At 73.0% G+C, this 26702-nt stretch carries 25 protein-coding genes; 17 read left to right on the top strand and 8 right to left on the bottom strand.

Annotation, left to right across the window (positions count from 1 at the left end; all coding sequences use genetic code 11):
- Positions 1–2: 2 nt before the first annotated feature.
- Complete coding sequence (locus IFT73_RS09010) at positions 3–806, bottom strand: FkbM family methyltransferase (RefSeq protein ID WP_192167338.1); 804 nt, start codon at positions 804–806, stop codon at positions 3–5.
- The gene (locus IFT73_RS09005) at positions 806–1771 is read right to left on the bottom strand and encodes an NAD-dependent epimerase/dehydratase family protein (RefSeq protein WP_192167337.1); all 966 of its coding nucleotides are present in this window, start codon (positions 1769–1771) and stop codon (positions 806–808) included. The genes IFT73_RS09010 and IFT73_RS09005 overlap by 1 nt, the downstream gene beginning before the upstream one ends.
- 195 nt (positions 1772–1966) lie before the next feature.
- Between IFT73_RS09005 and IFT73_RS09000 the strand changes: the two genes are divergently transcribed.
- From IFT73_RS09000 to IFT73_RS08990, 3 genes are read left to right on the top strand one after another with little or no spacing between them, the layout of a single operon-like run.
- Positions 1967–3412: a polysaccharide biosynthesis tyrosine autokinase gene (locus IFT73_RS09000; protein WP_192167336.1), complete on the top strand. Its 1446-nt coding sequence runs from the start codon at positions 1967–1969 to the stop codon at positions 3410–3412.
- A gap of 18 nt (positions 3413–3430) precedes the next feature.
- Positions 3431–4774, top strand: a complete 1344-nt coding sequence (locus IFT73_RS08995; protein WP_192167335.1) for an O-antigen ligase — start codon at positions 3431–3433, stop codon at positions 4772–4774.
- Positions 4771–5577, top strand: a complete 807-nt coding sequence (locus tag IFT73_RS08990; protein ID WP_192167334.1) for an FkbM family methyltransferase — start codon at positions 4771–4773, stop codon at positions 5575–5577. The genes IFT73_RS08995 and IFT73_RS08990 overlap by 4 nt, the downstream gene beginning before the upstream one ends.
- 28 nt (positions 5578–5605) lie before the next feature.
- On the opposite strand, the gene IFT73_RS08985 is transcribed toward IFT73_RS08990, so the two are convergent.
- The gene (locus IFT73_RS08985) at positions 5606–6289 is read right to left on the bottom strand and encodes a class I SAM-dependent methyltransferase (RefSeq protein ID WP_192167333.1); all 684 of its coding nucleotides are present in this window, start codon (positions 6287–6289) and stop codon (positions 5606–5608) included.
- A gap of 48 nt (positions 6290–6337) precedes the next feature.
- Here IFT73_RS08985 and IFT73_RS08980 point away from each other — a divergent pair, with 48 nt between their 5' ends.
- Both IFT73_RS08980 and IFT73_RS08975 read left to right on the top strand, forming a co-directional pair.
- The gene (locus IFT73_RS08980) at positions 6338–7054 is read left to right on the top strand and encodes an oxidoreductase (RefSeq protein ID WP_192167332.1); all 717 of its coding nucleotides are present in this window, start codon (positions 6338–6340) and stop codon (positions 7052–7054) included.
- A gap of 331 nt (positions 7055–7385) precedes the next feature.
- Positions 7386–8249, top strand: coding sequence for an SGNH/GDSL hydrolase family protein (locus IFT73_RS08975; protein WP_192167331.1), 864 nt, complete (start codon positions 7386–7388; stop codon positions 8247–8249).
- A gap of 18 nt (positions 8250–8267) precedes the next feature.
- On the opposite strand, the gene IFT73_RS08970 is transcribed toward IFT73_RS08975, so the two are convergent.
- Positions 8268–9068, bottom strand: a complete 801-nt coding sequence (locus IFT73_RS08970; RefSeq protein ID WP_371811211.1) for an HAD family hydrolase — start codon at positions 9066–9068, stop codon at positions 8268–8270.
- Between the two features lie 169 nt (positions 9069–9237).
- On the opposite strand from IFT73_RS08970, the gene ssd reads away from it, so the two are divergent.
- The 7 genes from ssd to IFT73_RS08935 all read left to right on the top strand — a co-directional run bounded on the left by ssd (position 9238) and on the right by IFT73_RS08935 (position 14018).
- Positions 9238–10302, top strand: coding sequence for a septum site-determining protein Ssd (gene ssd, locus IFT73_RS08965; RefSeq protein ID WP_192167329.1), 1065 nt, complete (start codon positions 9238–9240; stop codon positions 10300–10302).
- Entirely contained in the window at positions 10299–11459 is a 1161-nt protein-coding gene (locus IFT73_RS08960; RefSeq protein ID WP_192167328.1) for a TadA family conjugal transfer-associated ATPase, read from the top strand. The genes ssd and IFT73_RS08960 overlap by 4 nt, the downstream gene beginning before the upstream one ends.
- Positions 11456–12262 carry a type II secretion system F family protein gene (locus IFT73_RS08955; protein WP_192167327.1) on the top strand — a complete coding sequence of 269 codons (807 nt, stop codon included), beginning with the start codon at positions 11456–11458 and terminating at the stop codon, positions 12260–12262. Before IFT73_RS08960 ends, IFT73_RS08955 begins: the two co-directional genes overlap by 4 nt.
- Complete coding sequence (locus tag IFT73_RS08950; RefSeq protein ID WP_192167326.1) at positions 12259–12963, top strand: type II secretion system F family protein; 705 nt, start codon at positions 12259–12261, stop codon at positions 12961–12963. Before IFT73_RS08955 ends, IFT73_RS08950 begins: the two co-directional genes overlap by 4 nt.
- Positions 12964–13079: 116 nt before the next feature.
- Entirely contained in the window at positions 13080–13253 is a 174-nt protein-coding gene (locus IFT73_RS08945) for a DUF4244 domain-containing protein (protein WP_082555942.1), read from the top strand.
- A 52-nt stretch (positions 13254–13305) separates the two neighbouring features.
- Entirely contained in the window at positions 13306–13659 is a 354-nt protein-coding gene (locus tag IFT73_RS19415; RefSeq protein ID WP_192167325.1) for a TadE family type IV pilus minor pilin, read from the top strand.
- Entirely contained in the window at positions 13656–14018 is a 363-nt protein-coding gene (locus IFT73_RS08935) for an Rv3654c family TadE-like protein (protein WP_192167324.1), read from the top strand. Before IFT73_RS19415 ends, IFT73_RS08935 begins: the two co-directional genes overlap by 4 nt.
- Here IFT73_RS08935 and IFT73_RS08930 read toward each other — a convergent pair.
- Both IFT73_RS08930 and IFT73_RS08925 read right to left on the bottom strand, forming a co-directional pair.
- Positions 14015–14200 (bottom strand): hypothetical protein, encoded by a 186-nt coding sequence (locus tag IFT73_RS08930; RefSeq protein ID WP_192167323.1) that lies wholly within the window; start codon positions 14198–14200, stop codon positions 14015–14017. The genes IFT73_RS08935 and IFT73_RS08930 overlap by 4 nt on opposite strands.
- Positions 14201–14259: 59 nt before the next feature.
- Positions 14260–16572, bottom strand: coding sequence for a DEAD/DEAH box helicase (locus IFT73_RS08925; protein ID WP_192167322.1), 2313 nt, complete (start codon positions 16570–16572; stop codon positions 14260–14262).
- Between the two features lie 144 nt (positions 16573–16716).
- On the opposite strand from IFT73_RS08925, the gene IFT73_RS08920 reads away from it, so the two are divergent.
- The 4 genes from IFT73_RS08920 to IFT73_RS08905 all read left to right on the top strand — a co-directional run bounded on the left by IFT73_RS08920 (position 16717) and on the right by IFT73_RS08905 (position 22004).
- Positions 16717–17058: an STAS domain-containing protein gene (locus IFT73_RS08920; RefSeq protein ID WP_056603361.1), complete on the top strand. Its 342-nt coding sequence runs from the start codon at positions 16717–16719 to the stop codon at positions 17056–17058.
- Between the two features lie 99 nt (positions 17059–17157).
- The gene (locus IFT73_RS08915) at positions 17158–19575 is read left to right on the top strand and encodes a sodium-translocating pyrophosphatase (RefSeq protein ID WP_192167321.1); all 2418 of its coding nucleotides are present in this window, start codon (positions 17158–17160) and stop codon (positions 19573–19575) included.
- A gap of 31 nt (positions 19576–19606) precedes the next feature.
- The gene (locus IFT73_RS08910) at positions 19607–21073 is read left to right on the top strand and encodes a methyltransferase (RefSeq protein ID WP_192167320.1); all 1467 of its coding nucleotides are present in this window, start codon (positions 19607–19609) and stop codon (positions 21071–21073) included.
- A 61-nt stretch (positions 21074–21134) separates the two neighbouring features.
- Entirely contained in the window at positions 21135–22004 is an 870-nt protein-coding gene (locus IFT73_RS08905; protein WP_192167319.1) for a maleylpyruvate isomerase family mycothiol-dependent enzyme, read from the top strand.
- A gap of 29 nt (positions 22005–22033) precedes the next feature.
- On the opposite strand, the gene IFT73_RS08900 is transcribed toward IFT73_RS08905, so the two are convergent.
- Positions 22034–22531, bottom strand: a complete 498-nt coding sequence (locus IFT73_RS08900; protein WP_192167318.1) for a GNAT family N-acetyltransferase — start codon at positions 22529–22531, stop codon at positions 22034–22036.
- Entirely contained in the window at positions 22528–23745 is a 1218-nt protein-coding gene (locus tag IFT73_RS18910) for an MFS transporter (RefSeq protein ID WP_056603340.1), read from the bottom strand. Before IFT73_RS18910 ends, IFT73_RS08900 begins: the two co-directional genes overlap by 4 nt.
- Positions 23746–23859: 114 nt before the next feature.
- Here IFT73_RS18910 and topA point away from each other — a divergent pair, with 114 nt between their 5' ends.
- Complete coding sequence (gene topA / locus IFT73_RS08890) at positions 23860–26658, top strand: type I DNA topoisomerase (RefSeq protein WP_192167317.1); 2799 nt, start codon at positions 23860–23862, stop codon at positions 26656–26658.
- Positions 26659–26702: the final 44 nt, after the last annotated feature.

The following is a 26702-nucleotide window of genomic DNA, read 5'->3' as shown; positions in this document are numbered from 1 at the left end:
GCTCAGGCCGCCGCGCGACCGGCGCCGCGGGCGAACCAGGCGTTGCCCAGGCCGGGTCGGTCGGCGGGCTCGTGCCGCACCAGGTCGAGGCCGACGGCGCCGAGGAAGCGGACGAGGTCGTCGAGCTCGTACCCGTCGACGGGGTGGTACTCCATCACGACGCGCTGCACGGTGGCCCAGTGCGCCGGGTCGCTCGTGAGGATCACGCCGTACTCGGCGCCCTCGGCGTCGCTCTTGACCAGGTCGATCGTGCCACCGGTCTCGGCGTGGATGTCGGCGAACGTCACGCACGGCACCGACACGACCGACCCGGAGCCGTCGGGTGCCGTCAGGCCGTTGTGGGCGCTGGCCTCACCGTTGTCGACGATCTCGAGGTCGCCCTCGTGGTCGGAGACCGCCCGGCGGTGCACGACGAGGCGGTCGCCGAGCGAGTTGGCGGTCACGTTGCGCTCGAGCCACGCGGCGGTCGACGGCGACGCCTCGTAGGCGTGCACCGTGGCGCCCGGCACGGCGGCGCACACCGCGGTCGAGAAGCTGCCGATGTGCGCGCCGATGTCGACCGCGACCAGGTCGGGGCGCAGGCCGGCCAGCAGCTCGTCGAGGCGGTACACGTCGTCGGCGGTGATCTCGTAGACCGGGAAGCGGGCGCCGTCGACGCTCGGGGCGTGGATCGTCAGGCCCGTGCGGGTGCGGAACGTCATCTCGCGACCCCGCAGCGTGTCCCACAGCACCTGCGGCCCGTTGTCGAAGTGCGTGAACGACTGCCGGATGCGCCGGGAGGCGTACGCCGCGCCGCGAAGACCCATCAGGCGCGCTGGGCGAGGATGTCGTGGATCCAGGCGTACGTCTTCTCCAGACCGTCGCGCAGCGAGATCGATGGCTCCCAGCCGTACGTCTCGTGGAAGAATGTGTTGTCGCTGTTGCGGCCGCGGACGCCCTGCGGCGCCGTCAGGTCGTGCCGCTTGGTGACCGTGATGCCCGCGATGTCCTCGAGGATGCCGATCATCTGGTTGATCGTGACGAGCTCGGACGACCCGAGGTTGACCGGCTCGACGTTGTCGCCGCGCAGGATCTCCTGCGTGCCCCGCACGCAGTCGTCGATGTACATGAAGCTGCGGCTCTGCTCGCCGTCGCCCCAGACGTCGATCGTGTGGTCGCCGCTGAGCTTGGCCTGCGCGATCTTGCGCGACAGCGCGGCGGGAGCCTTCTCGCGGCCGCCCTCGAACGTCCCCTCGGGGCCGTAGACGTTGTGGTAGCGCGCGACGCGGGTGCGCAGGCCGAAGTCCTCGCGGAAGTGGCGGGCCATGCGCTCGCTGAACAGCTTCTCCCAGCCGTAGCCGTCCTCGGGGTCGGCCGGGTACGCGTCCGACTCCTTGAGGGCCGTGACGTCGGGGTCGGTCTGCTTGTCGCCGGCGTAGACGCACGCCGAGCTGCTGTAGAAGAAGTTCTCGGTGCCGGCGTCGCGGGCCGCGACCAGCATGTTGGTGCTGGTCAGCACCGACAGCATGCACTCGGCCTTGTTGTTCTCGATGAACCCCATGCCGCCCATGTCGGCCGCGAGGTTGTAGATCGTCTCGGTGCCGACCGCGACCTTGTGCGCGTCGGACGCGTCGGAGCAGTCGGCGACGACGTTCTCGGCGTCGTCGTGCACCTGGTACCACGCGTCGAGCGGCTTGACGTCGACCGAGCGGACGTCGTGCCCCAGGTCGAGCAGGTCGGCCACGAGGTGGCCACCGATGAATCCGCCGCCGCCGGTCACGAGAATCGTCATGGCGCACTACCTCTTCCCAGGGTCGTCCGGTGCGGAACCCGTGCGGTTCCACGCTGTTCAACGCCGGCGGTGAACGATGGTTACGAAAGACGACATCGGTCGTTGTTCTGGGTGGTGAGGGCCGGACAGCGTCCGGGGCCTCGCCTAGACTCCCACTCATTCCGAGTGAGGCGACTCTTCCTGAACGGGGATCTCGTGGACCTGCGACAGTTTCTGGGCATCTTGCGATCGCGCTGGGTGTTCAGCGTCTCGACGTTCGTGGTGGGCGCCGTGGCGACGATCCTGCTCGTGCTCAGCATGTCCCCGGTCTACGGCTCCAGCGCCAAGCTGTTCATCACGTCGCCCGTCGGCCAGCAGGTCACCGACCCGACCGCGGCCTACTTCGCGTCGCAGCGTCTGGCGTCCTACGCCGACCTGGCGCGCGAGCCGTCCCTGCTGCAGGACGTCATCAACCGGCTCAACCTGACGGGCGTCACGCGCGAGGAGCTCGCGGGGCAGGTCAAGGCCCAGATCATCGCGACGACCCAGACCCTGCAGGTCGACGTCACGGCCGAGTCGGCCGAGCTCGCCCAGCAGATCGCCGAGGCCGAGGCCGAGGGGATCGTCTCGCTCGTGGCACGTCTCGAGAAGCCCACCTCGGGCAACGGCTCGCCGGCCTTCGTGGCGCGCATCGTCGGCCCGCCCAGCATCAGCCAGACCCCCGTGGCGCCCAACGTCCCCCTCAACATCGCGGTCGGCCTGCTGCTGAGCCTGTTCGTCGCGATCGCGGGAGCCGTGCTGCGCGACCTGCTCGACCGCACCGTCAAGACCCGCCAGGAGGCCGAGGAGCTCAGCGGCGCCGCGGTGCTCGCGACCCTGCCGTTCGACCGCCAGCTCAAGAAGCAGGCCCTGACGAGCGAGGGCCACGGTGCGCTCGCCGAGGCCTTCCGCGTCCTGCGCACCAATCTGCAGTTCGCCAACCTCGACGCCAAGGTCGAGTCGATCCTGGTCTCGAGCGCCGTGCCCAACGAGGGCAAGACGCTCGTGGCGACCAATCTCGCGATGTCGATGGCGCAGTCGGGGCGGTCGGTGCTGCTGATCGACGCCGACATGCGCAATCCCAACGTCGCCGACCTGCTGGGCCTCGAGAACTCGGTCGGGCTCATGACGGTGCTGATCGGGCGCACGAGCCTCGACGAGGCGACGCAGGTCCACGACAGCGGCATCAGCTTCCTCGGCACGGGCCCCAAGCCGCCCAACCCCGCCGAGGTGCTCGACACGCAGGCGATGCGCGACCTGCTGCACGGGCTGCGCAGCGAGTACGACGTCGTCGTGATCGACGCGCCGCCGATGCTGCCGGTCGCCGACGCGTCGATCCTGATGCGCGAGGTCGACGGCGCGCTGATGCTGGTGCGCCACGGGTCGACGACCCGCGAGCAGCTGCGCCTGGCGGTCGCCCGCATCGAGACGGTCGGCGGCAAGCTCTTCGGCACGATCCTCAACCGCACCCCGCGGCGGGCCGGCGACGTCTACGGCTACGGATACGGGTACGGCTACGGGCAGGAGCAGCACGAGCCGATCGGCGAGCAGGCGCGCCGCATGGTCGGGGCGCTGGGTCGTGGCGAGAGCCGCAGCTCGTCCGGCCGTCGCGTCTCGCGCTGACGGCGGCCGGTCGTGCGCATGACGGTCCCGGGCCCGCCGTGGTCCTCCGGGACGTCCCGGAGGCTGCTCCCGGCGTGGACCCGCGGCCTCGTCGCGCCGGTCGTCGTCGCTCTCGTGCTCCTGCTGCTGCTGCCGATGGCGGTCGGCTCGTCGTTCGGGGCCGCCGTGGCGCTGGGCGCCGCGGTGCTGATGATCGCGCTCGTGACGTTCGGCATCGAGAGCACCGCGATCGGCCTGCTGGTGCTGAGCTTCGCGCTGGCACCCATGAACGACGTGCGCCCCGTCGCCGCCCTGACGTTCGTGACGATGTCCGACGTCTTCCTGGTGCTCAGCGTCGGCCTGCTCGTGCCGATGCTGATCACGCGCACGGTCGAGCGCCAGGTGCTGTTCCTGGTCGGTGCCGCGGGCGTGCTGGGCCTCGGCCTCGTCACGTCGGTCGCCGCGGCCGATCCGTCGTCGAGCCTCAACGGGCTGCTGCGCCTGCTGGTCGGTGCGCTGATCCTGCCGATCACGTTCATGCTGTGGCGTCCGCGCCGCGACATCGTGGCGCTGCTCGCGGCGGCGTACGTCGTCGGCAACTCGATCAGCGTCCTGCAGGCGGTCACGAGCGGCCTGGTCTCGTACGAGGGACGGTCGATCGGCCTGACGCGGCACCCCAACATCCTGGGCCTGTGCTCGATGCTGGCGCTGACCCTGATCCCGTTCGTCCTGCAGGAGCTGCCGCGGTGGTGCGGCTGGCTCGTCCTCGCGGCGGCCGGCGTCTGCGGCTACGGCGTGTGGATCAGCGGCAGCCGCGCCGCGCTGCTCGTCGCGGTCGCGATGGTCCTGGTCTACCTGGTGCTGTCGCGCTCGGTCGAGCGCGGCCTGCTCCTGTTCGGGGCCAGCATCGTGCCGGTGTACCTCGTGGGCCGCACCCTGAGCTCGGGCGACTACGGCAACAACATCCTCAACCGCTTCGCCGGCGGTGGCAGCGCGAGCGCCTCCGACCTGGCCCGTGAGCAGCTGGTCCGCGAGGCCGTCGAGCGGTTCCTCAGCAGTCCCGTGCTGGGCGTCGGCTTCGGCGACGCCCTCGAGGCGCACAACATCTACCTGCAGGTCGCGGCGTCCGGCGGCGTCCTGGGGCTCGCGTTCTACCTCGTGCTGCTGGCCTCGGTGGTGCGCCAGCCGCTGCGGCTCCCGGCCCGCTACCGGCTGCTGGCCCTGCCGGCGTTCGGATATGTCCTGGTCGGATTCATCACTCCGCTGCTCTGGGATCGTTACATCTGGTGTCTGCTGGCCCTGCCGTTCCTGATGTCGGTGCCCGGCACCCCCGCGGACGATCCAGACGAGACCCGCACCGACGTCCTCGAGGAGACCGCATGAGTATCGTCCGCCGTGGCCGGTTCGCCCTGCTCCGCACCCGCCAGACGCTGTCCGTCCTCGACAACGGGTGGGACGTGCTGCGCCGCATCGCGATGCGCAGCGACGAGCTGGTCTACCGGGTCGGGCCGGTGCGGATCACCGGCCCCAACGTGCCGGGAGCCCGCGTGCCCGTCTACGAGGTGTTCGCCGAGGACGAGTACGGCATCGAGTGGTTCGCGCAGGGTCTCGGCGAGGCGCCGACCCTCGTCGACATCGGCGCGCACATCGGCTGCTTCTCGGTCGCCTTCGCGACCCGCTTCCCGGGCGCGACGGTCGACGCCTTCGAGCCGACCCCGTCGACCAGCGCCTACCTGCAGCGCAACGTCGACGACAACGGGCTCGCCGGCCGGGTCCGCGTGCACCAGCAGGCCGTGTCGGCGTCGTCGGGCGTCCTGGTCATGGCTGACAACGGGGCCGGCAGCGGCCACAACGGCGTCCTGCACCTCGGCGAGGCCGGCGCCGTCAGCATCGAGGTGCCGTGCGTCGGGCTGGTCTCGGTGCTCGAGGCCGCCGGCGACCGGGTCGACATCATGAAGATGGACGCCGAGGGTGCCGAGTACGACGTCATCCTCAACTCGCCGCCCGAGCGGTGGGCCGCGGTGCGGCGGCTCGTCATGGAGTACCACCCGCTGCCCGGCCACTCGTTCGACGAGCTCGAGACGTACCTGGCGGGCGCGGGCCTGGCGCTCGTGCGGCGCGACCGCTACACCGACGGCCTCGGCCTGGCGTGGTTCTCGCGCGACACGCTGACCCCGCCGGCCTGACGGCCCGGTCGGGTCGCGGCGGGTCGGTTCAGCGGAAGTCGAGCAGCAGCGTGTCGGGGGGCTCGGTCTCGTGCGCCATGGCCGACTTGTCGACCCGGGCACGCACGCACGTCGTCTCGTGCCGCAGCCGCAGGAAGCCGGTCTGGCCGCCGTAGCTCATGAACAGCTCGCGCACCTGCGTCAACGCCGCCTCGCCGACCGACGGGTGCTTGGTGGCCTCGGCGAACCGCAGCAGACCGGGCAGGTCGAGCTTCTCCCAGCTGCCGACCTCGTGCACCTCGGGCTCGTGGAACAGCCCGGACGCGCTGAACGTGTCGGCCTGCGGCGGCACCGAGTCGCGGGCGCGGGTGATCTCGCGCAGCTTGCGCATCCACGGGATCGAGTCGTCGTGCTGGCGCGACACGGTCGACAGCAGGCCGTCGGGGCGCAGCACGCGGGCGTACTCGGACAGGGCCATCGGCGCCTCGCGCAGCTCGGGCACGATGACGACGTCGAAGGCGTCGCCGACGAACGGCAGACGCTCGCCCCCGCCGCAGCGGACGTACTGGATGTCGGGGTGCCGGCTCGCGGTGACGTCGTCGCCGGCCACGACGACCTCGTGGCCCTGCTCGACCAGGCGGTAGGCCAGTGAGCCGTCCCCCAGGTGCAGCACGCAGGACAGGCGGTCGCCGACGAGCCACTTGGCGGTGCGGTCCTCCGGCGATTCGGTCACGTCCCGAGGCTACTCGTTCGGGCCACGGGGGGCCGGTACGCTTCGGTCGTGTCCGATCCCTTCATCTCGGCCGCCCTCCTCGAGGGCATCCCGTCGACGTACGCGGGCACCCGCGACGGCATCGACTCGATCCTGCGAGACCGGGGCCTGCGCCGCAGCACGCCCGAGGACACGGCCCGCTCGCTGTTGCTCGGCGCCGCCGCGACGGCCTCGCTCGAGGGCAGCGAGTTCGACGCCGAGACGCTCGCGAGCGGCGGTGGCGACGCCCTGGCCCGCGGCGCGGTGCGGCTGTCGACCGAGCTGCTGGGCCTGCTGCCGACCTGGAACCGGTCACCCGTGCAGGCCCTGGCCCGCATCCACGCGCTCGCGGCGGCCGGATCGGTCGACGACGCCGACCTCGGGCGTCCCGTGAACCCCGACGGCGTCGCACGGCTGACCGAGCTCGCCTGGATGCTCGGCCAGCCCACCGAGGCCCCCGGTCTGGTCGTCGCGGCGCTCGTCAACGCCGAGATCACCGCGGCGGGGGCGTTCGCCTCGCACAACGGCGTCATCGGCCGCGCCGCCGAGCGGCTCGTGCTGCTGGCCAAGGGCGTCGACCCGGCGTCGGTGCTGGTGCCCGAGGCCGGTCACGCGGCCGAGCCCGCCGGCTACCGGTCCGCGCTGTCGGCCTACTCGGGCGGCACGCCGACCGGCGTCCACCAGTGGCTGATGTACGCGTCGCAGGCGTTCACCCGCGCCGCCGAGGCGTCGCCGCTCGCCCGCTGACCCGCGACGGCGGGCGCACGGCACGGCAGGGCACAGCACGACGGCGTCGGTCCGCGTGGGCCGACGCCGTCCGGTTCGACACGGGCCGGCTACCAGGCGTGCTGGATCTGAGTCGTCATGGCTCCGTCATCCCTGAAAGGTCCGGAGTCCGGCGAGCGACTGTCCCAGAGACGGGTGATCGCCGCGTGGGTACCGGGGTGTCGTTCCGCTGTGGTGTTGTGCCTCCATGTGTACGCCTCGACGGGCGTGCACGGAAGGCCTACCCGTCCGTAACGTTGTGCGCTTCGTTTCACAAGCGACGCGGGCGGGCGCGGTTGTCTACGATGCACGCATGCGTCGTCTCCTGGCCGCCGCGGCGACGGGTCTCGCCGTCGTCCTCGTGGCGGCGTGCTCGGGATCGTCCGACGACGGGGGCCCGACGGGCCGGCCGGGCTACGTCGCGATCGGCGACTCCTTCGTCTCGGGCCCGGGCATCGCGACGACCGACCCCGACCAGCCGGGCTGCCTGCGGTCGCTGTCGAACTACCCGCACCTGGTGGCGACCGCGACGTCGCGCCCGCTGACGGACGTCAGCTGCGGTGGCGAGGACACCACGATGCTGCGCGACGGCCGCACGCTGACCGACGGGACGGTCGTCGAGCCGCAGCTCGCGTCGATCGGGCGCGACACGCGGCTCGTCACGGTCGGCATCGGCGCGAACGACGGCTCGGCGACCGCCGGTCTGTACACCTACTGCCTGCTGCCCACGAGCGCCGACGACGCGCAGTGCCGCACGTTCACGACGTCCTACATGCCGGGCGTGCTGAGGACGACGCGCGCGAGCGTCGTCGCGGTGCTGGACGAGGTGCGCGAGCGGGCGCCGCGGGCCGAGGTCCGCCTCGTGGGCTACCTGCGCATCGCTCCTGCCGAGGGTGCCGCGTCGTGCCCGGACCTGGGCTTGAGCGCCGAGCGGACGCAGCTCGTGACCCGGCACGAGCAGGCGCTCAACGCGACGCTCGCGGCGGCCGCGAAGCAGGCCGACGTGCCGTTCGTCGACCTCTGGGCCGCATCGGAGGGCCACGACGCGTGCGCCGGCGACCAGGCCTGGGTCAACGGGCTCGACGACAGCACGGCGACGGGCGACGGCGCCTTCCTGCACCCCACCGCGGCCGGCATGAGGGCGGCGGCCGAGGCGGTCGAGCAGCGTCTGGGCTGACGGCCCGGAGGCCGTGACTCAGGCGGAGCGGCCGCGGCGGTGCGACACGACGGCCACCGCGACGGCGCTGACGGCTCCCGCGACGACCGCGGTCGCCGCGGCCTTGCCGGCCCGTGTGTCGAGACCCAGGCGGCGTCGCAGCGCGACGGGCCGGGCGAACACCAGCACGGGCCAGTCGTTCTCGTCGGCCTGCTTGCGCAGGGCCTTGTCGGGGTTGACCGCGAAGGGGTGGCCGACGGCCTCGAGCATCGGGATGTCGGTCTCGGAGTCGGAGTAGGCGTACGACCGCCTCAGGTCGTAGCCGCGCTCGTCCGCGAGCTGCCGCATCGCCGCGGCCTTGTGCGGGCCGTACGCGTAGAACGCGACCTCTCCGGTGTAGCGGCCCTCCTCGGCGACCAGCGTCGTGGCGATGACGTGGTCGACGCCCAGCATCGCGCCGATCGGCTCGACGACCTCGATGCCCGACGCCGACACGATGATGACGTCGCGCCCGGCGGCCTGGTGCTGCTCGATCAGCGTCACGGCCTCCTCGAAGACGATGGGGTCGATGATCGTGTGCAGCGTCTCGGCGACCGCCTGCCGCACGACCTCGACGTCCCATCCCTTCACCATCTCGGTCAGGTAGGCGCGCATCTTCTCGAGCTGGTCGTGGTCGGCGCCGCTGATCGAGAACATGAAGTTCGCGTAGGCGCTGCGCAGGACGGCCCGCCGGTTGAGCAGGCCACCGTCGTAGAAGGGCTTGCCGAAGGCGAGCGTGCTCGACTTGGCGATGATCGTCTTGTCCAGGTCGAAGAATGCCGCAGTCCGCGAAGGGCTCACCCCTTCAGGATAGGGCGGTCGGCACAGCGATGGGCCAGGCTTCGCCGTCCGGGCGGCACGAATCGCGGTTTCACGGGCCGTATCCACACCCGCGGGGCCGTCGCGGCGTGGTCCACAGGGCGCGGCGGCGTCCTTCCGCGTGGCGTCCGCGGCGACGAGGCTCGGTGCCATGACCTCTGCCGCTGCCGCTCCCGTCGTCCCCGCGTCGGCGCCGCTGATCGCGACCGACGACGCCGGCCTCGTCGACGACGCGCTGCGGTGGTGCGCCGCCGTCGGGGCCACTCCCGAGCGGGCCGCCGACCTCGCGGCCGTCCGGCGCACGTGGCGCACCTCCTCGGCCGTCCTCCTGGGCGACGACCTCGTCGACGACGTCGCCCGGGCGGCGCTGCCGCGGCGCGAGCACGTCGTGGTGCTCGCGCGCGAGCCGTCGCGGCGGTGGGCCGACGCCGTCGCGATCGGGGCGACCGCCGTGTGCACCCCGCACGACGAGGACACCGTGGTCGAGCTGCTGGTGCGGGCGCTCGACGGCTCGGGCGAGGCGTGCGTCGTGGCGGTCGTGGGCGGATCGGGGGGTGCCGGCGCCTCGACCGTGACGGCGGCCCTGGGCGTCGAGGCCGCGCGCCGGGGGGTCCGGCCGCTGGTCGTCGACGCCGACCCGTGGGGAGGAGGGCTCGAGCTCGTGCTCGGCGCCGAGGGCTCCCGCGGGGTGCGGTGGGACGACTTCGACACGACGCAGGGCCGGATCGACGCCACGTCGCTGGTCGACGTCCTGCCGTCGCACGCCGGCGTGCAGCACCTGACGTGGGCCCGCGGCTCCGACCGCCGGGTTCCCGACGCCTGGAGTGAGGTGGTGTCGGCCGCGGTGCGCGGCTTCGACGTCGTGGCGGTCGACGTCCCCCGCCACCTCGACGTGTCCGGCGCCGAGATCGTGGGGCGTTCGGTCCTGACCCTCGTGGTGGTGCCCGAGGAGATCGCGGCCGTCTCCGCCGCGCGTCGCGTGCTCGCCGAGGTCTCGACCCGTGCACCGTCGGTCGGCCTCGTCACCGTCTCCCGCCGCTCCGGGATCGGTCGGGGCGCCGTCGAGGAGGCGCTGGGGGCGCGGTCGCTCGCGCGGGTGCGGCCCGACCACCGGGTGCGGTCGGCGGTCGACCAGGGCAGGGGGCCCGGGCGGTCGCGGTCGCTGCGGCGGGTCGCGGGCGCGGTGCTCGACGCCGTGGGGGTCGAGCAGCGGTGAGCGCCCCGCCATCGCGTGAGACGTCGGTCGTCGAGCGGGTGCGCCGACGCCTGAGCGCCGAGGCCTCCGAGCCGACGGCCCTGACGGTGGCCGACGCCCTGCGGGCCGAGCAGCAGGTGGCCGGCAGCAGCACGGTGCTGCGGGTCGTCGACCAGCTGCGCAGCGAGTCCCGCGGTGCCGGGCTCCTCGATCCCCTGCTGGCGATGCCCGACGTGACCGACGTGCTCGTCAACGGCCCCGACCACGTCCTCGTCGACCGGGGACGCGGGCTCGAGCGCGTGCCCGTGTGCTTCGCCGACGACGAGGCCGTGCGGCGTCTGGCCCAGCGGCTCGCGGCCCAGGCGGGCCGCCGCCTCGACGACGCGAGCCCATGGGTCGACGCCCGTCTGCGCGACGGCACCCGGCTGCACGCGGTGCTGTCGCCGATCGCCCGCCCCGGCACGGTCATCTCGTTGCGCGTCCCGCCGCGCCGGTCCTTCTCGCTGGCGCAGCTGCGCGACGTCGGGTCGCTCACGTCCGAGGGCCACGACGTGCTGTGCTCGCTGGTGGCGTCGCGGGTCGCCTTCGTCGTCAGCGGGGGCACGGGGTCGGGCAAGACCACGCTCCTGTCGGCCCTGCTGTCGTCGGTCGCCCCCGACGAGCGCATCGTCGTGGTCGAGGACGCCACCGAGCTGCGGCCCGACCACCCGCACGTCGTGGGGCTCGAGGCCCGCCCCGCCAACGTCGAGGGGGCCGGCCAGGTGACGGTGCGCGACCTGGTGCGGCAGGCGTTGCGCATGCGGCCCGACCGGTTGGTCGTGGGCGAGGTGCGCGGGGCCGAGGTCGTCGACCTGCTCGCGGCGCTCAACACGGGGCACGAGGGTGGGTGCGGAACCGTGCACGCCAACTCCACCGCCGACGTCCCGGCGCGGTTCGAGGCGCTCGGGGTGGCCGCCGGGCTGCCGCGCGCGGCTGTCCACAGCCAGCTCGCGGCGGGCATCCGGGTCGTCGTGCACGTGGGGCGTCCGGCTCGCGGCGGGCACCGCGCGGTCGAGCAGGTCGCGGTCGTCGAGCGTGCCACCGACGGCATCGTGGCGTGCGTGCCGGCGGTCACGTTCGACCACGGGGCGTCCGTGCGCGGGCCGGGCTGGGGGCTGCTGACCGAGGTCGTCCGATGACCGTCGCGGCGGCGGTGCTGGTCGGGATCGCGGTGCGGCTGCGCTGGCCCGACGGGCGATCGTGGGTGCGGCGGCGCCTCGACGGCTCGTCACCGGCGCCCCCGCTCGGCGCGGTCGTGGCGGGCGCGGTGGCGGTCGGCGCGGTCGCGGCGCCATGGTTGCCGCGACCCTCCGGGCCGGGGCTCGCGGTCGCGGCGACGGCGGCCGGCGTGTGCTGGTTCGCGGTCGCGCAGGTGCGTCGGGCGCGTGCTCGGGTCCGCACGGTGCACCGGCGCGCGGAGGTCGTCGAGATCGTGGCGCTCATGGCGGCCGAGCTCCGTGCCGGCGTGCTGCCTCAGCGCATGCTCGAGGGGCTGGCCCGCGAGTTCGCGGTCCTCGAGCCGGCGGCCCGGGCGGCCGGGCTCGGCGGCGACGTGCCGGCGGCGTTGCGAGAGGTGTCGCAGGTCGACGGTCGCGGTCTTCTGCGCGACGTCGCCGCGGCGTGGTCGGTCTCGGAGCGATCGGGTGCGGGTCTGGCGACGGTCGTCGAGCGGCTGGGGCGGTCGGCCCGGGAGGATCGCGAGAACGCCCGCGAGATCGAGTCCGGCGTCGGGCCGGCCCGCGCCACGGGCCGCCTGATGGCGGTGCTGCCCGTCCTGGGCCTGCTGCTCGGCTCGGGCATGGGTGGCGATCCCGTCGGGGTGCTGACGGGCACGTGGATCGGGGCGGTGTGCCTGGCCGCGGGGTGCGCGCTCGCCTGTGCGGGGATCGCGTGGATCGAGCAGATCGCCTCGGCCGCGAGTGCCGAGGTGGGCCGGGGATGATCGCGGCCCTGCTCGCTGCCGCGGCGGCCTGGTGCGCCGTGCCCGGCTCGCCGCGCACACGGGCCCGCCGGGTGCTGCTGCCGGGCCCGGCCCCCGGTGGCCGTCGAGCCGATCCGGCCGTCGTCGCCGCCCTGCTCGCGCCCGTCGCCGGCATGGTCGTGCTGGGGCCCGTGGTCGGTCTGGTCGTGGGCGGGCTCGTGGCGCCCGTCGTGCACCGCGGCGTCGGGCGCCTCGAGTCGTCCGCGTCCCGTCGCCGCGCGGCCCGCGTCGCGGCCGACCTGCCCGGCGCGCTCGACCTGGTGGTCGCGGCGCTCGTCGTGGGCCGCCCGCCCGAGACGGCCTTCGCGCTGGCCGCCGATGCGACCGACGGCCCCGTGGGCGACGACCTGGCGGTCGTCGCGGGCCGTCTCGCCGTCGCGGTCGACCCTGACACCGTGTGGCTCGGGGTGGCCGACGACCCGGGGCTGGCGGCGGTCGGCCGGGCCTTCCGGCGCGCGACGGCGTCGGGCATGCCGGTCGCCGACGTCGTCCGCGGTGTGGCCGACGAGCTGCGCCGCGAGCGCGCGGCCCGCCTGCGCGAGCACGGTCAGCGGGTGGGGGTGCGCACCGCCGCTCCGCTGGGGCTGTGCTTCCTGCCGGCGTTCTTCCTGGTCGGCATCGTGCCGACGGTCGTCGCGACCTTCAGCAGCTTCTCGTGGTGACGTCCACAGCCCGCCGGCGGCGCGGCGGGTGTCCCCAGGCCGGTCGACGACATCGCAGCGACGGTCGGCGCGAGCCCATCTTCTCGGTGACACATCCACCCACGAAGGGACGTTCCATGAAGAAGCTGTTCACCCGCGACGAGCGCGGCATGTCGACCTCCGAGTACGCCGTCGGCACGGTCGGCGCCTGCACGATCGGCGGCGTGCTGGTCAAGATCGGTCAGTCGGAGTGGTTCGGCGACCTGGTCCGCGAGCTGCTCGACAAGATCCCGAGCATCCTGCCGTTCTGACCCGTCCGGGGCGGCGCCACGGCGTCGCCCCGGCCCGACCCGAGGAGGCGCCATGGCCCGTCGCGAGCGCGGCATGGTCACCGCCGAGCTGATGACGATCGCGCCGCTGGGGGTGGCATTCGCCTTCCTGCTGCTGTGGGTCGTGTCGCTGGGCCTGACGCAGGTGCGGTTGGCCGACGCCTCGCGCGAGGCCGCCCGCATGCTGGCGCGCGGCGACTCCGCCGAGGCGGCGACCGCGATGGCGCGTCGGCACGCACCCGGACGGGCGACGGTGCACGTGCGCACGGGTCGCGGCACCGTGACGGTCACGGTCGGCACCCGGTCGCGGCTGCCGATCCCGTTCTTCTCCGGCATCGGCTCGCGGGCCCTGGAGTCGACGTCGGTCGCGGCCGCGGAGGAGCCGTGAGCGCGTCGAGCGAGCGGCAGCGCGGCGCCGTGACGGTGCACGCCCTGACGGTCTCGGTCCTGCTGGTCGTCGTGACCCTCGTGCTGGTCCAGGCCACGAGCCTGGTGCGCATGCGGCACCGGGTCGCGGCTGCCGCCGACCTCGCCGCCCTCGCGGCGTCCCGCGCCAGCGTCGCGGGTGACGACGGGTGCCGTGCCGCGAGCGACGCGGCGCGCCGCAACGGCGCCCGCCTGGTCTCGTGCCGCATGGACTTCGACGTCGCGACCGTCACGGCGCGGGCCGTCAGCCCACCGTGGTGGGGTGGCCGGTGGGCCTCCGAGCAGAGGGCCCGGGCCGCACCGCAGTCGTACCTCGACTAGGTCGACGCCGGACTGCGTCTCGTCCACAGGTGGTCGGCCGCCAGCAGGGCTCCGTAGACGGCGAGGGCGAGAACGCCCCCCACCCAGCGATCGGCGTGCAGGACGAAGAAGGCCGTCACGCCGCCGGCGACGATGGACGTGACCATGAAGGTCAGCGACTTCAGGTGCGCCATGACGGTCATCCCGGGAGTCTCGCACGCCGGCTGTCCCGAGCGGGCGGGTTCACGAGACGGATCCCCGCTCACGTCGTGGGGGCGGCGGCCGGTGCGTCGGCCAGGAAGGCGTCGAGCAGCCGGATGGCTCCCGCCTTGTCGAGCGGCTCGTTGCCGTTGCCGCACTTGGGGGAGTACACGCACGACGGGCAGCCGTCGCGGCACGCGCACGCCGCGATCGCGTCGCGCGTCACGCGCAGCCACGTGGCCGCGACCTCGTAGCCGCGCTCGGCGAAGCCCGCGCCGCCCGGGTAGCCGTCGTAGACGAACACCGTCAGGGTGCCGGTGTCGGGGTGCAGGGCCGTCGAGACGCCACCGATGTCCCAGCGGTCGCACGTCGCGAGCAGGGGCAGCAGGCCGATCGCGGCGTGCTCGGCGGCGTGGGCCGAGCCCGGCACGTCGTCGTGCTCCATCGTCGCGGCGACGGTCTCGGCGTCGAGCGTCCACCAGACGGCCTTGGTCTGCAGGGCACGGGCCGGCAGCTCGAGCACCTCCTCGCCCAGGACGCCGCTGCCGCTCGTGCTGCGCTTCAGGTACGACACGACCTGGTTGACGACCTCGACGGAGCCGAACGACATCGCCGCGGCCCCCCACTGCTCGGTCCGCTCGGTCTCGAGCACCGCGATCTCGGTGACCGACCGCGCGGACGTCGTGTACTCGGGGGCGTCGCGGTGCACCATCGCGACGCCGTGGGCCAGGTCGTACTCGTCGACGACGTGCACGTCCCCCTGGTGGACGTACACGGCGCCCTCGTGCACGGTCGAGTCGGCCGAGCCCGCGTCGACCGTGCCGATCAGGCGTCCCGTCACGCCGTCCACGATCTGCACCGGTGCGCCGCCGCTCGACCGGATGTCGGCGAGGTCGCTGGCGCGCTCGCGCTTGGTCCAGAACCAGCCCGCGGCCCGCCTGCGCAGCCAGCCCGCGGCCTCGAGGGCCGCGACGCCCTCGGCCGCGCGGGGGCCGAACATCTCGAAGTCGGCCTCGGTCAGCGGGATCTCCTGCGCCGCCGCGGCGAGGTGGGGCCCCAGGACGTACGGGTTGTCGGGGTCGAACACCGACGCCTCGACGGCCCTGCCCAGCAGGGCCTCGGGGTGGTGCACGAGGTACGTGTCGATCGGCTCGTCGCGCGCCACGAGGATGCCGATCGAGTCGCGGCCCGACCGCCCGGCACGTCCGAACTGCTGCTGCAGGGCCGCCCGCGTGCCGGGGAACCCCACCGTGATGACGGCGTCGAGGCCGGCGACGTCGATGCCCAGCTCGAGCGCGTTGGTGCTCGCCAGGCCCAGCAGGTCGCCGCTGCGCAGCCGCTGCTCGAGCTCGCGTCGCTCCTCGGGCAGGTAGCCACCCCGGTACGTCGCGACCCGCCCGACGAGCTCGGGGTCGACCTCGCCGAGACGTCGCTGGGCCGTCGCCGCGACGGCCTCGGCGCCGCGGCGCGACCGCACGAACGCCAAGGTGCGCACGCCGCCGATCACGAGGTCGGTCAGCAGCTCGCCGGCCTCGGACGTCGCCGACCGGCGCACGACGCCCGGGGTCGCCGGGTCGACGCCCGGGATGATGGGAGGCTCCCACAGCGCGATCGTGCGGGCCGCGTGCGGCGAGGCGTCGTCGGTGACGGGCACGACGTCCAGCCCCGTGAGCCGGCCCGCGAACACCTCGGGGTCGGCGACCGTCGCGGACGACAGGACGAACGTGGGGTCGGCGCCGTAGTGTGCGCACACCCGCCGCAGCCGCCGCAGCACGTGCGCGACGTGCGCGCCGAACACGCCCCGGTAGTGGTGGCACTCGTCGACCACGACGTGCGTCAGCCCGCCCAGCACCCGGGCCCACCGGGCGTGGGCGGGCAGGATCGAGTGGTGCAGGGTGTCGGGGTTGGTCAGCAGGTAGTTGGCGTGGTCGCGGGCCCAGGCGCGCTCCTCGCGCGAGTTGTCCCCGTCGACCGTCGCCGGACGCGCGAACGCCGAGGCACCCCGCAGCCGGCGCAGCTGGTCGGCGGCGAGCGCCTTGGTGGGCGCCAGGTAGAGCACGGTCGGCATGCGGTTGCCGCGCAGCGCGCTGCCGGTGCGTCCCGCGGCCAGATCGGTCAGCGCCGGCGCCTGGAACACCAGCGACTTGCCCGACGCGGTGCCCGTCGAGACGACGGTGTGACGTCCCGCGTGGACGTGGTGCAGCGCCTCGGCCTGGTGCCCCCACAGGGCCGTGATGCCCTCGGCCTCGTACATCGCGCGCACCCCGGGGTCGACCCACGCGGGCCACGGCTCGACCACGGCCTCGCGCGCCGGCACCTGCTCGACGTGCGTCACGCGGTCGCCGTAGCGCAGCACGAGATCGGCGGGGTCCACCGGTCGAGTCTCCCAGAACGTCCCTCGGGCGCGGCCGTGCCACGGTCTCCAGGGAACACGGACGCGGGGATCGTGATTGAATTCAGTGACCAACCGGGGTCCGGGCCGCTCGGCCTGACGGAACGGAAGCAGGGGAGAACGGCGATGGAGCTGGCACTGACCGCCCGCACGGAGGGTGACTTCGAGATCATCGAGGTCGGTGGCGAGATCGACGTCTACACGGCTCCCCGCCTGCGCGAGGCGATCGTCACGGCGGTCGACGCCGGCCACACGCGCCTGGTCATCGACGTCCGCAAGGTCGACTTCCTCGACTCGACGGGTCTCGGCGTGCTGGTGGGGGCGCTCAAGCGCGTCCGCGGCGACGGCGGCTCGCTCGACATCGTCTGCACGCAGGAGCGCATCCTCAAGATCTTCGAGATCACGGGCCTCGACAAGGTCTTCGGCCTCCACGCGACGGTCGACGAGGCGCGCGGCGCCAACGCGTGACGTAGGTCACACACACCTTCAGTTCGGGCATGTAACGTGCGTCACGCGCCTCGGTCTCCGGGGCGCGGGACGTCTCGGCTCTGACCCCTGGAGGAACACATGGCGAACGTGACGCTCGTGGCAGCTGCCGGAGACATCGACCTGTCGAGCGACAACACGGTCATCGTGGGCGTCGTCGCGGGCGTGGGCCTCCTCGCGCTCGTCATGGCGGCGGTCTTCCGGGCCGACGTCCTGAGGGCGTCCGAGGGCACCGAGCGCATGCAGGAGATCGGGCTGGCCGTGCAGGAGGGGGCGTCGGCCTACCTCGCTCGCATGTTCCGGACGCTCGCGGTGTTCGCGATCCTCGCGTTCGGCCTGCTGTTCCTGCTGCCGGGCGACACCGGCGTCCGCATCGGGCGCTCGCTGTTCTTCCTGCTGGGCGCGGGGTTCTCGGCCGCGATCGGCTACCTCGGCATGTGGCTCGCGACGCGCGCCAACGTCCGGGTCGCGGCCGCGGCGCAGACCGAGGGGCGCGAGCCCGCGATGCGCATCGCGTTCCGCACGGGGGGCCACGTCGGCATGCTGACGGTCGGTCTGGGCCTGCTCGGCGCGGCCGCGGTCGTCCTGATCTACCAGGGGCAGGCCCCGTCGGTGCTCGAGGGCTTCGGCTTCGGCGCCGCCCTGCTGGCGATGTTCATGCGCGTCGGCGGCGGCATCTTCACCAAGGCCGCCGACGTCGGCGCCGATCTCGTCGGCAAGGTCGAGCAGAACATCCCCGAGGACGACCCCCGCAACGCCGCGACGATCGCCGACAACGTGGGCGACAACGTCGGCGACTGCGCCGGCATGGCCGCCGACCTCTTCGAGTCGTACGCCGTGACGCTCGTCGCGGCCCTGATCCTCGGCTCGGTGGCGTTCGGCGAGCAGGGCCTCGTCTTCCCGCTCGTCGTGCCCGCGATCGGCGCGCTGACCGCGATCGCCGGCGTCTACCTGACCCGTCCGCGCGCCGGCGAGGGCGGACTCACGACGATCAACCGCTCGTTCTACGCGACGGCCCTGATCTCGGCGCTGCTGTCGTCGGCGGCCGCGTGGTTCTACCTGCCGTCGTCGTTCAGCGGCCTCGACTTCGCCGCGGGCGAGGAGGAGAACCAGCTCGTCACGCAGTTCTTCCAGACCGCCGAGACGTCGACGCTCGACGGCGACCCGCGCATCATCGCGATCGTCGCGGTGCTGATCGGCATCGTGCTGGCCGCGGTCATCCTGGCCCTCACGGGCTACTTCACGGGCACCGAGACCCGTCCGGTCAAGGACGTCGGCAAGACGTCGCTGACCGGTGCCGCGACCGTCATCCTGTCGGGGCTGTCGGTCGGCTTCGAGTCGGCGGTCTACACGGCACTGGTCATCGGCACCGCTGTGTTCGGCGCGTTCCTGCTCGGCAGCGGCTCGATCGTCGTCTCGCTGTTCGCGGTCGCGCTGGCGGGCTGCGGCCTGCTGACGACGGTCGGCGTCATCGTCGCGATGGACACGTTCGGGCCCGTCAGCGACAACGCCCAGGGCATCGCCGAGATGTCGGGCGACGTCGACGAGGAGGGCGCGCAGATCCTCACCGAGCTCGACGCCGTCGGCAACACCACCAAGGCCATCACGAAGGGCATCGCGATCGCGACGGCCGTCCTGGCCGCGACGGCCCTGTTCGGCTCGTTCGCCGACGGCATCAAGGAGTCGTTCTCCGACATCCTGCGAACCATCGACGTCACCGACCAGGGGGCCCTCGAGGCCTTCGCGAACGGTCTCGACCAGAGCGACTACACCGTGCTGCAGGGCATCCTCAACGTCGGCGACCCGAGCCTGCTGGTGGGCCTCATCATCGGCTCGGCCGTCGTGTTCCTGTTCTCCGGGCTGGCGATCAACGCGGTGGGCCGCGCGGCCGGCGCCGTCGTCTACGAGGTGCGCCGCCAGTTCCGCGAGATCCCCGGCATCATGGAGGGCACGGGCCGTCCCGAGTACGGCAAGGTCGTCGACATCTGCACCCGCGACTCGCTGCGCGAGCTCGCGACGCCGGGCATCCTCGCGATCTTCGCCCCGATCGCGGTCGGCTTCGGGCTGGGTGTCGGACCGCTCGGCGCCTACCTGGCCGGCGCGATCGGCACGGGCCTGCTGATGGCGGTCTTCCTCGCCAACGCCGGCGGCGCGTGGGACAACGCCAAGAAGCTCGTCGAGGACGGCAACCACGGCGGCAAGGGATCGCCGGCGCACGAGGCGACCATCATCGGCGACACCGTCGGCGACCCGTTCAAGGACACCGCCGGGCCCGCGATCAACCCGCTGCTGAAGGTCATGAACCTGGTGTCGCTGCTGATCGTCCCGCTGATCATCAGGTTCACCTACGGCGACGACGCGAGCGAGCCGATCCGCTACACGATCGCGGGTGTCGCGGCGCTGGTCATCGCGGTCGCGGTCTACGTCTCGAAGCGTCGCCCCATCACGCTCGAGACCGACGCCGTCGAGCCGGAACCGCAACCGGAACCCGCCGCCTAGCCGCGGAGCCGCGGGGTGACAGGCTGGGGGCATGCTCGGGTCTGCGCACGTTCCTGCCCTCCGGTCCGCCCTGCGCGGCGCCGGCTTCACCGTCGACGGCGTCTACGCCCTGCTGGGTGACGACGCCCACCGCGCGCTCGGTCGCAACCAGACCGTCCCGGCGCAGCGGGCGACGCGCGGGGCAGGCGACCTGGCGACCCTCGTGCGCCTGTTCGCCCTCCAGGTGCCGGTCGACCGCGATCGCGCCGACGCCGCCCTGCCCGGGCTCGTCGAGCCGCTCGTGGCGGCGGGCATGCTCGTCGCGTCCGGGGGCGAGGTGCGTGCGCTCGTCGACGTCCGCCCGTACGGCGACGAGGAGCACGACTGGTGGATCGTGTGCGATCCGACGTCCGGCCTCGACGGCCGTCAGGCGCCGATGGACCCGTCGTACGTCCTGGGGATCAGCGAGGCCTCGTCGTCGCTGGCCCAGCTGACGGTCCGCGAGCCGGTCGGGCGCGCGCTCGACCTCGGCACGGGCTGCGGCGTCCAGGCCCTGCACCTGGCGCAGCACGCGCAGGACGTCGTCGCGACCGACGTCAACCCGCGGGCCCTCGCGATGGCGCGGCTCACCGCCGAGCTCAACGAGCTCGACGTCGACGTCCGCGACGGCAGCCTGTTCGAGCCGGTCGCGGGCGAGACGTTCGACCTCATCGCGACCAACCCGCCGTTCGTCATCTCGCCCCCGGGCAGCCAGGTGCTGGTCTACCGCGACTCCGGCATGCCCGGCGACAGCGTCGTGCGGCACCTCGTCGAGAACGCCGAGACGCACCTGAACGACGGCGGCTGGTGCCAGATCCTGGCCAACTGGGCGCACCACGACGACCTCGACTGGCACGACGACCTGGGCCGCTGGCTCGCGGGACGTCCGCTCGACGCATGGATCCTGCAGCGCGAGCTCGTCGACCCCGCCGCGTACGTCGAGATGTGGCTGGCCGACGCGGGCCTGGCGACGGCGCCCGACTACACGCAGCGCTACGACGCGTGGCTCGACTGGTTCGCGAGCGAGCGCATCGAGGCGATCGGCTTCGGCTGGCTGAGCCTGCGCAAGACGTCCGCGACCCCGGTGCACCGCCTCGAGGAGTGGACGGGCGAGATCGCGCAGCCCGTCGGTCCCGGGGTCGCCGCGTGGGGGCGGCGCGTCGACGCGCTGCGCGGCGCGGACGACGCCCAGCTGCTCGACCGTCGCTTCCGGCAGGCGATCGACCTCGTCGAGGAGACCCGCGGGGCCGCGGGCGCCGATGACCCCGAGAGCATCGTCGTGCGGCTGCAGCACGGCGTGCGCCGCACCCGGCAGGTCGACACCGTCGAGGCGGGTCTGGTCGGCGCGAGCGACGGCGACCTGACGGCCGGGCAGATCCTCGACGCCCTCGGGTCGTTGCTGGGCCGCGATCCCGTCGAGCTGCGGCAGCGGTACGCGCCGTCGGTGCGCGAGCTGGCCGACGACGGCTTCCTGGTGTGACGCGTCCCGCCGACCGCCGCCTGCGGATGCGTGCCCCGGGGTCCCTTGGGATGCTCGACCGATGACCGACAAGGGACTGGCCACGAGCGACGCCTACGACCTGCCGGCCGCGGTGACCGCCAGCTGGGACGCGTTCATCGCCCTGGTGGCCGACGTCGACCTGTCGGCCCGCACCCGGCTGGACGGCTGGACCGTGCGCGACGTCGTGCTGCACCTCGGCACGTGGGACGGGGAGTCGTCGCTGCGCGCGGCGCTCGAGACGCGGGGCACCGACGCGGTCGACACGCCGCTCGACCCCGACGCCGTCAACGCCGCCATGATCGTGGCGCACGGCGACGCGTCCGCCGACGAGATCCTGGCGGCGCTGCAGGCGTCCCGCGACGCCGTGGTCGAGGTGCTGTCGTCGACCGTCGGCACCGCGGCCGGTCTGGAGCCCGTCGCGAGCCAGCTCGGCCCGATCCCGCTGCTGACGCTGGTGCACGCCGGCTGCTACGAGCTGGCGCTGCACGCCCTCGACGTCGCCGATGCGGTGCGGGCCGACGTCGACCCGCGGCTGCTGGTCTCGGGCGTCGCCGCGCTCGCCGACACGACCGGCTGCCTCGCGGCCCGCGAGGGCATCGAGGCGTCGGTGGGCATCGACGCCGACGAGGCGTCGTGGGCGTTCGCGTCGCGGGCCGACGGCGGCTGGACCGTCGACCGGGTCGAGGGCTCCGCCCACGGGCCCCGGGTGTCGGGCAGCGCCGAGGACCTCCTCGAGGCCTCGGCGGGTCGGGCCGACCCCGTGCGGCTCGTGACGCTGCGCCACCTCAAGGTCAAGCACCTCGGCGGCCTGCTGGCGCTGGCGCCGATCATCGACCAGGTGCCGGGTCTGCCCGGTGGCCGGGGGCTCAAGACCGCCGCGAAGACGCTCGGCGGTCTGTTCAACCGCTGAGCCCCGTCATCCGCTGAGCCCCGGTCTCGTCAGAGATCGAGCTGCAGCAAGGTCAGGTCGAGCCACCGGTCGAACTTGCGGCCGACCTCGGGCAGGTGCCCGACGACCCGGAAGCCCCGGCGCTCGTGCAGCCCGATCGAGACCGTGTTGCCCGACTCGATCATCGCGATCATGCGGTGCAGGTCGTCGCGGCGGGCACGGTCGAGGAGGGCGTCGAGCAACCTCGCCGCCAGGCCCTGCCCGTGGTGCGCCGCCAGCACGTAGACGGCGTCCTCGGCGGTGTGCCGGTAGCCCGAGCGGGGCCGCCACGGCCCGTAGGAGGCGTAGCCGACGACGCGTCCGTCGACCTCGGCCACCAGCACGGGCAGACCGGCCGACAGGCGTCCGTCGAGCCAGCCCGCGCGGTCGGCGAGGTCGACCTCGTCCTCGTCCCAGATCGCCGACGTCGTGCGGACGGCCTCGTTGTGGATCGCCAGCAGGTCGGCGGCGTCGGACCCGGTGGCGTCGCGGACGAGCGCGGCCGTCACCGGGGTGCCCCCGAGGACGTGAGGTGCCCGGCCGTGTCGGGCCGCCACCGGGGCACGAGCTGGCCCGCGAAGGCGACGACCGCGATGAGCGTCGCGATCGAGCCGCCGACGAGGAAGCCGCCCCAGGGACCGACCCCGTCGATCGCCGCGCCGATGACGGGCGAGCTCGCGGCGCCGCCCATCGTGAACGCCGTGCCCTGCCAGCCCATCGCCTCGCCGCGCCGTTGCTCGGGGACGAGCTTGGCGATCCACTCGCTCGCGGCCGACATCGTGGGTGCGCACAGGAACCCGGTGGGGATGACGCACAGCGCGAGCACCCAGACGCTGTCGGCCAGGCCGACCGGCATCAGCGTCACGCCCAGGGCCAGCAGCAACCAGGTCGGACGCACCGAGAAGTCGAGGGCGCCGTAGAGCAGCCCACCGACCAGCGAGGCCAGGCCCCACGCGCCGAAGACGATGCCGACCGATCCGACGTGGTCGAGGTCGTCGAGCTCGGCGACGATGCCCAGGTCGGTCGAGATCAGCGCGATCATGGTGCCGGCCGAGATCAGGAACAGGAACAGCACCTGGCTCGACACCCAGGAGACCGGCGCGGACGTCGTGGTGCCGGCGCTCCGGTCGGGGGCGGCGTCGGACCGGGTGGGTGGGTCGAGCCGCCAGAAGATCAGCCCGGCCACGACCTCGCACGCGCCGATCAGCGCGAGCGACACGTCGGCGCCGGCCTGGATCACGAGGATGCCGCCGACGGCCGGCCCGATGATGAAGCCGGCCTCGGCGATGACGCTGTCGGCGGCGAACGCCGTGCGGTGCTGGTCCTGCGGCACCATGACGCTGAGCGACAGCCGCACGATCGAGAAGATCGGGATGAGGAAGAGCCCCATCAGGAACGCGATGGGGGCCAGCACGAGCGGCGACGTCGTCATGGCGGCGAGTGGGTAGAGCACCGCGACCGCGACGATCGACGGGACGATCGCGCGCCGCATGCCGAGCCGGTCGATCAGGCGGCCGCGCCACGGTGCGCCGATGCCCGCGCCGACCGTCGAGGCGGCGGCCACGACGCCGGCCATGACGAACTTGGCGTCGAGCTCGCGCACGACGAACAGCGTCAGCACCAGGGGAGCGGTCATCGCGGGGATGCGGGCGAAGAACGCCGCGACCAGCAGGGCCCGGACGCGACGGTCCGCCCACAGCTGCGCATACCCCGAGAAAGCCACAGGACATCCTCTCACCGGCCGCTGACAGTCGATGCGTCTCGGTGGCCGCGCGATTCCATCAACGACGCTCTGTAGTAGTGCGGTTCGGCGTTCCTTGACGAGACGCGTTAGCGTATGCCCCGTCCGACCACCCCAGGAGTTCTTGTGACCACGCTCGTCATCGTCGAGTCCCCCAACAAGGTCCGCAGCATCGCGGGCTACCTCGGGGACGGCTATGTCGTGGACGCCTCCGTGGGCCACATCCGCGACCTGCCACGGGGTGCCGACGAGGTCCCCGTCGCCTTCAAGGGCGAGTCGTGGGCGCGCCTGGGCGTCAACATCGACTCCGAGTTCGAGCCGATCTACGTCGTCTCGGCCGACAAGAAGTCGCAGATGACCAAGCTCAAGAAGCTGCTGAAGGACGCCGACGAGCTCGTCCTGGCGACGGATGAGGACCGCGAGGGCGAGGCCATCGCGTGGCACCTGTTCGACGAGCTCAAGCCCAAGGTGCCGGTCAAGCGCATCGTCTTCAACGAGATCACCCAGGACGCGATCCAGTACGCGATCGCCCACCCCCGCGACATCGACATGGACCTCGTCGACGCGCAGGAGGCCCGCCGCATCCTCGACCGCCTGTACGGCTACGAGGTCAGCCCGGTGCTCTGGAAGAAGGTCATGAGCGGCCTGTCCGCCGGCCGCGTGCAGTCCGTCGCGACCCGCCTGGTCGTCGAGCGCGAGCGGGTGCGCATGGCGTTCCGCGTCGCGTCGTACTGGGACCTCGAGGCGACGTTCGACGCCGGCGAGGGCTTCGACCCGCGCCAGTTCCCGGCCAAGCTGTTCAGCGTCGACGGCAAGCGGATCGCGTCGGGCTCGAACTTCGACAACACCGGCGCGCTGACGTCCGACAAGGTCGCCCACCTCGACGAGACGCAGGCCGGCGCCCTGGCCGACGCGCTCGCCGACCAGCCGTTCACGGTCCGCTCGGTCGAGGAGAAGCCCTACACGCGCCGGCCCTACGCCCCGTTCCGCACCACGACGATGCAGCAGGAGGCCTCGCGCAAGTTCGGCTTCGGTGCCGCCCGCACGATGCAGGTCGCGCAGCGGCTGTACGAGAACGGGCACATCACCTACATGCGCACCGACTCCACGACGCTGTCGCAGACCGCGCTCGACGGGGCCCGCGCCCAGGTGCTCGAGCTCTACGGCGACGCCTACCTGCCCGAGAAGCCGCGCACCTACGCCAGCAAGGTCAAGAACGCGCAGGAGGCCCACGAGGCCATCCGCCCGGCCGGCGAGAAGTTCAAGACGCCCCAGGCGACGGGCCTCAGCGGCGACGAGCTGCGCCTCTACGAGCTCATCTGGAAGCGCACGATCGCCAGCCAGATGAACGACGCCAAGGGCAACTCGGTGTCGATCCGCATCGGCGCCACCGCGGCGTCCGGCGAGGACGTCGTGTTCGGGTCGTCGGGCCGCACCATCACGTTCTACGGATTCCTCAAGGCCTACGTCGAGTCCAACGACGACGCCGACGCCGAGGGCGACGACCAGCAGACCAAGCTGCCGAACCTGTCGCAGGACCAGACCGTCACGGCCGCCGAGCTCGGCAAGGCGGGGCACGAGACCAAGCCGCCGTCGCGCTTCACCGAGGCGTCGCTCATCAGCGAGCTCGAGACGCGCGAGATCGGCAGGCCGTCGACGTACGCCTCGATCGTCGGCACGATCCAGAACCGCGGCTACGTCTACAAGAAGGGCACGGCCCTCGTGCCGGCCTGGATCGCGTTCTCGGTCATCCGGCTCATGGAGCAGCACTTCCCGCGGCTGATCGACTACAACTTCACCGCCGAGCTCGAGGACGTCCTCGACGAGGTCGCGAACGGCCGCGAGGAGCGGCTCAACGTCCTGCAGGGCTTCTGGACCGGCAGCGGCGAGGGCAACACCGGCCTGAAGCGGCTGATCGAGAACCTGCCCGACATCGACGCCCGCGGTCTCGCGACGTTCCCGCTCGGCGAGGGCATCGACCTGCGCGTCGGCCGCTACGGCCCGTACGTCGAGGGCCCCCCGTTCACGAAGGGCGACGACGGCAAGGAGGTGCCGACGCGCGCCAACGTGCCCGACGACCTGCCGCCCGACGAGCTGACGCTCGACAAGGCCAAGGAGCTGCTCGCCACGCCCTCGGGCCTGGAGAAGGAGCTCGGCGACCACCCCGAGACGGGCCTGGCGATCACCGCCAAGAACGGCCGGTTCGGCCCCTACGTCACCGAGGCGCTGCCCGAGGGCGCCAAGAAGGCCGACAAGCCGCGCACCGCGAGCCTGTTCAAGGACATGGACCTCGACACCATCACGCTCGAGCAGGCCGTGCAGCTGCTGACGCTTCCGCGCGTCGTCTACGTCGAGGACGGCGTCGAGGTGACGGCGCAGAACGGCCGCTACGGCCCGTACCTCAAGAAGGGCACCGACTCGCGCTCGCTCGAGCGCGAGGACCAGCTGTTGACGATCACCGAGGACGAGGTCAGGGCGATCTACGCCCAGCCCAAGACGTACGGACGCAAGGCCGCGGCCGCCCCGCTCAAGGAGCTCGGCGACGACCCCGTCAGCGGCAGCCCCGTCGTCGCGAAGGACGGCCGGTTCGGCATGTACGTCACCGACGGCGAGTACAACGCGACGCTGCGCAAGGACGACTCGCTCGAGACGCTGACGCCCGAGCGGGCCTTCGAGCTGCTGGCCGAGCGCCGCGCCAAGGGGCCGGCCAAGAAGGGCGGCAAGAAGACGACCGCCAAGAAGACGACCGCCAAGAAGACCACCAAGAAGGCCGCCACCAAGAAGGCCCCCGCGAAGAAGACCGCGGCCAAGAAGACGGCGGCCAAGAAGACGGCGACGAAGAAGACCACCGCCACGAAGACGACGACCACGAAGGCGGCTGCCGAGAAGGCCTGACGCCCCGACCCCCGGCGGGTCTACAGTGCGAGGTGGCGACCTCG

Origin of the sequence: Aeromicrobium sp. CFBP 8757, from assembly GCF_014841755.1 — a bacterium.
Lineage (GTDB): Bacteria > Actinomycetota > Actinomycetes > Propionibacteriales > Nocardioidaceae > Aeromicrobium.
Note: the sequence above shows the minus strand (reverse complement) of the source record. Positions and strands in the feature narration are given on the sequence as shown.

Excerpts from the sequence above, each read along its gene's own strand:
- IFT73_RS08950 (WP_192167326.1), top strand. The coding sequence starts at position 12,259 with ATGATCGCGGCCCTGCTCGCTGCCGCGGCGGCCTGGTGCGCCGTGCCC.
- IFT73_RS08945 (WP_082555942.1), top strand. The coding sequence starts at position 13,080 with ATGAAGAAGCTGTTCACCCGCGACGAGCGCGGCATGTCGACCTCCGAG.
- IFT73_RS08990 (WP_192167334.1), top strand. The coding sequence starts at position 4,771 with ATGAGTATCGTCCGCCGTGGCCGGTTCGCCCTGCTCCGCACCCGCCAG.
- IFT73_RS08910 (WP_192167320.1), top strand. The coding sequence starts at position 19,607 with ATGCTCGGGTCTGCGCACGTTCCTGCCCTCCGGTCCGCCCTGCGCGGC.
- IFT73_RS09010 (WP_192167338.1), bottom strand. The coding sequence starts at position 806 with ATGGGTCTTCGCGGCGCGGCGTACGCCTCCCGGCGCATCCGGCAGTCG.
- IFT73_RS09005 (WP_192167337.1), bottom strand. The coding sequence starts at position 1,771 with ATGACGATTCTCGTGACCGGCGGCGGCGGATTCATCGGTGGCCACCTC.
- IFT73_RS08955 (WP_192167327.1), top strand. The coding sequence starts at position 11,456 with ATGACCGTCGCGGCGGCGGTGCTGGTCGGGATCGCGGTGCGGCTGCGC.
- IFT73_RS08920 (WP_056603361.1), top strand. The coding sequence starts at position 16,717 with ATGGAGCTGGCACTGACCGCCCGCACGGAGGGTGACTTCGAGATCATC.
- IFT73_RS19415 (WP_192167325.1), top strand. The coding sequence starts at position 13,306 with ATGGCCCGTCGCGAGCGCGGCATGGTCACCGCCGAGCTGATGACGATC.
- IFT73_RS08995 (WP_192167335.1), top strand. The coding sequence starts at position 3,431 with ATGACGGTCCCGGGCCCGCCGTGGTCCTCCGGGACGTCCCGGAGGCTG.
- IFT73_RS08930 (WP_192167323.1), bottom strand. The coding sequence starts at position 14,200 with ATGACCGTCATGGCGCACCTGAAGTCGCTGACCTTCATGGTCACGTCC.
- IFT73_RS08905 (WP_192167319.1), top strand. The coding sequence starts at position 21,135 with ATGACCGACAAGGGACTGGCCACGAGCGACGCCTACGACCTGCCGGCC.
- IFT73_RS08915 (WP_192167321.1), top strand. The coding sequence starts at position 17,158 with ATGGCGAACGTGACGCTCGTGGCAGCTGCCGGAGACATCGACCTGTCG.
- ssd (WP_192167329.1), top strand. The coding sequence starts at position 9,238 with ATGACCTCTGCCGCTGCCGCTCCCGTCGTCCCCGCGTCGGCGCCGCTG.
- topA (WP_192167317.1), top strand. The coding sequence starts at position 23,860 with ATGCCCCGTCCGACCACCCCAGGAGTTCTTGTGACCACGCTCGTCATC.
- IFT73_RS08975 (WP_192167331.1), top strand. The coding sequence starts at position 7,386 with ATGCGTCGTCTCCTGGCCGCCGCGGCGACGGGTCTCGCCGTCGTCCTC.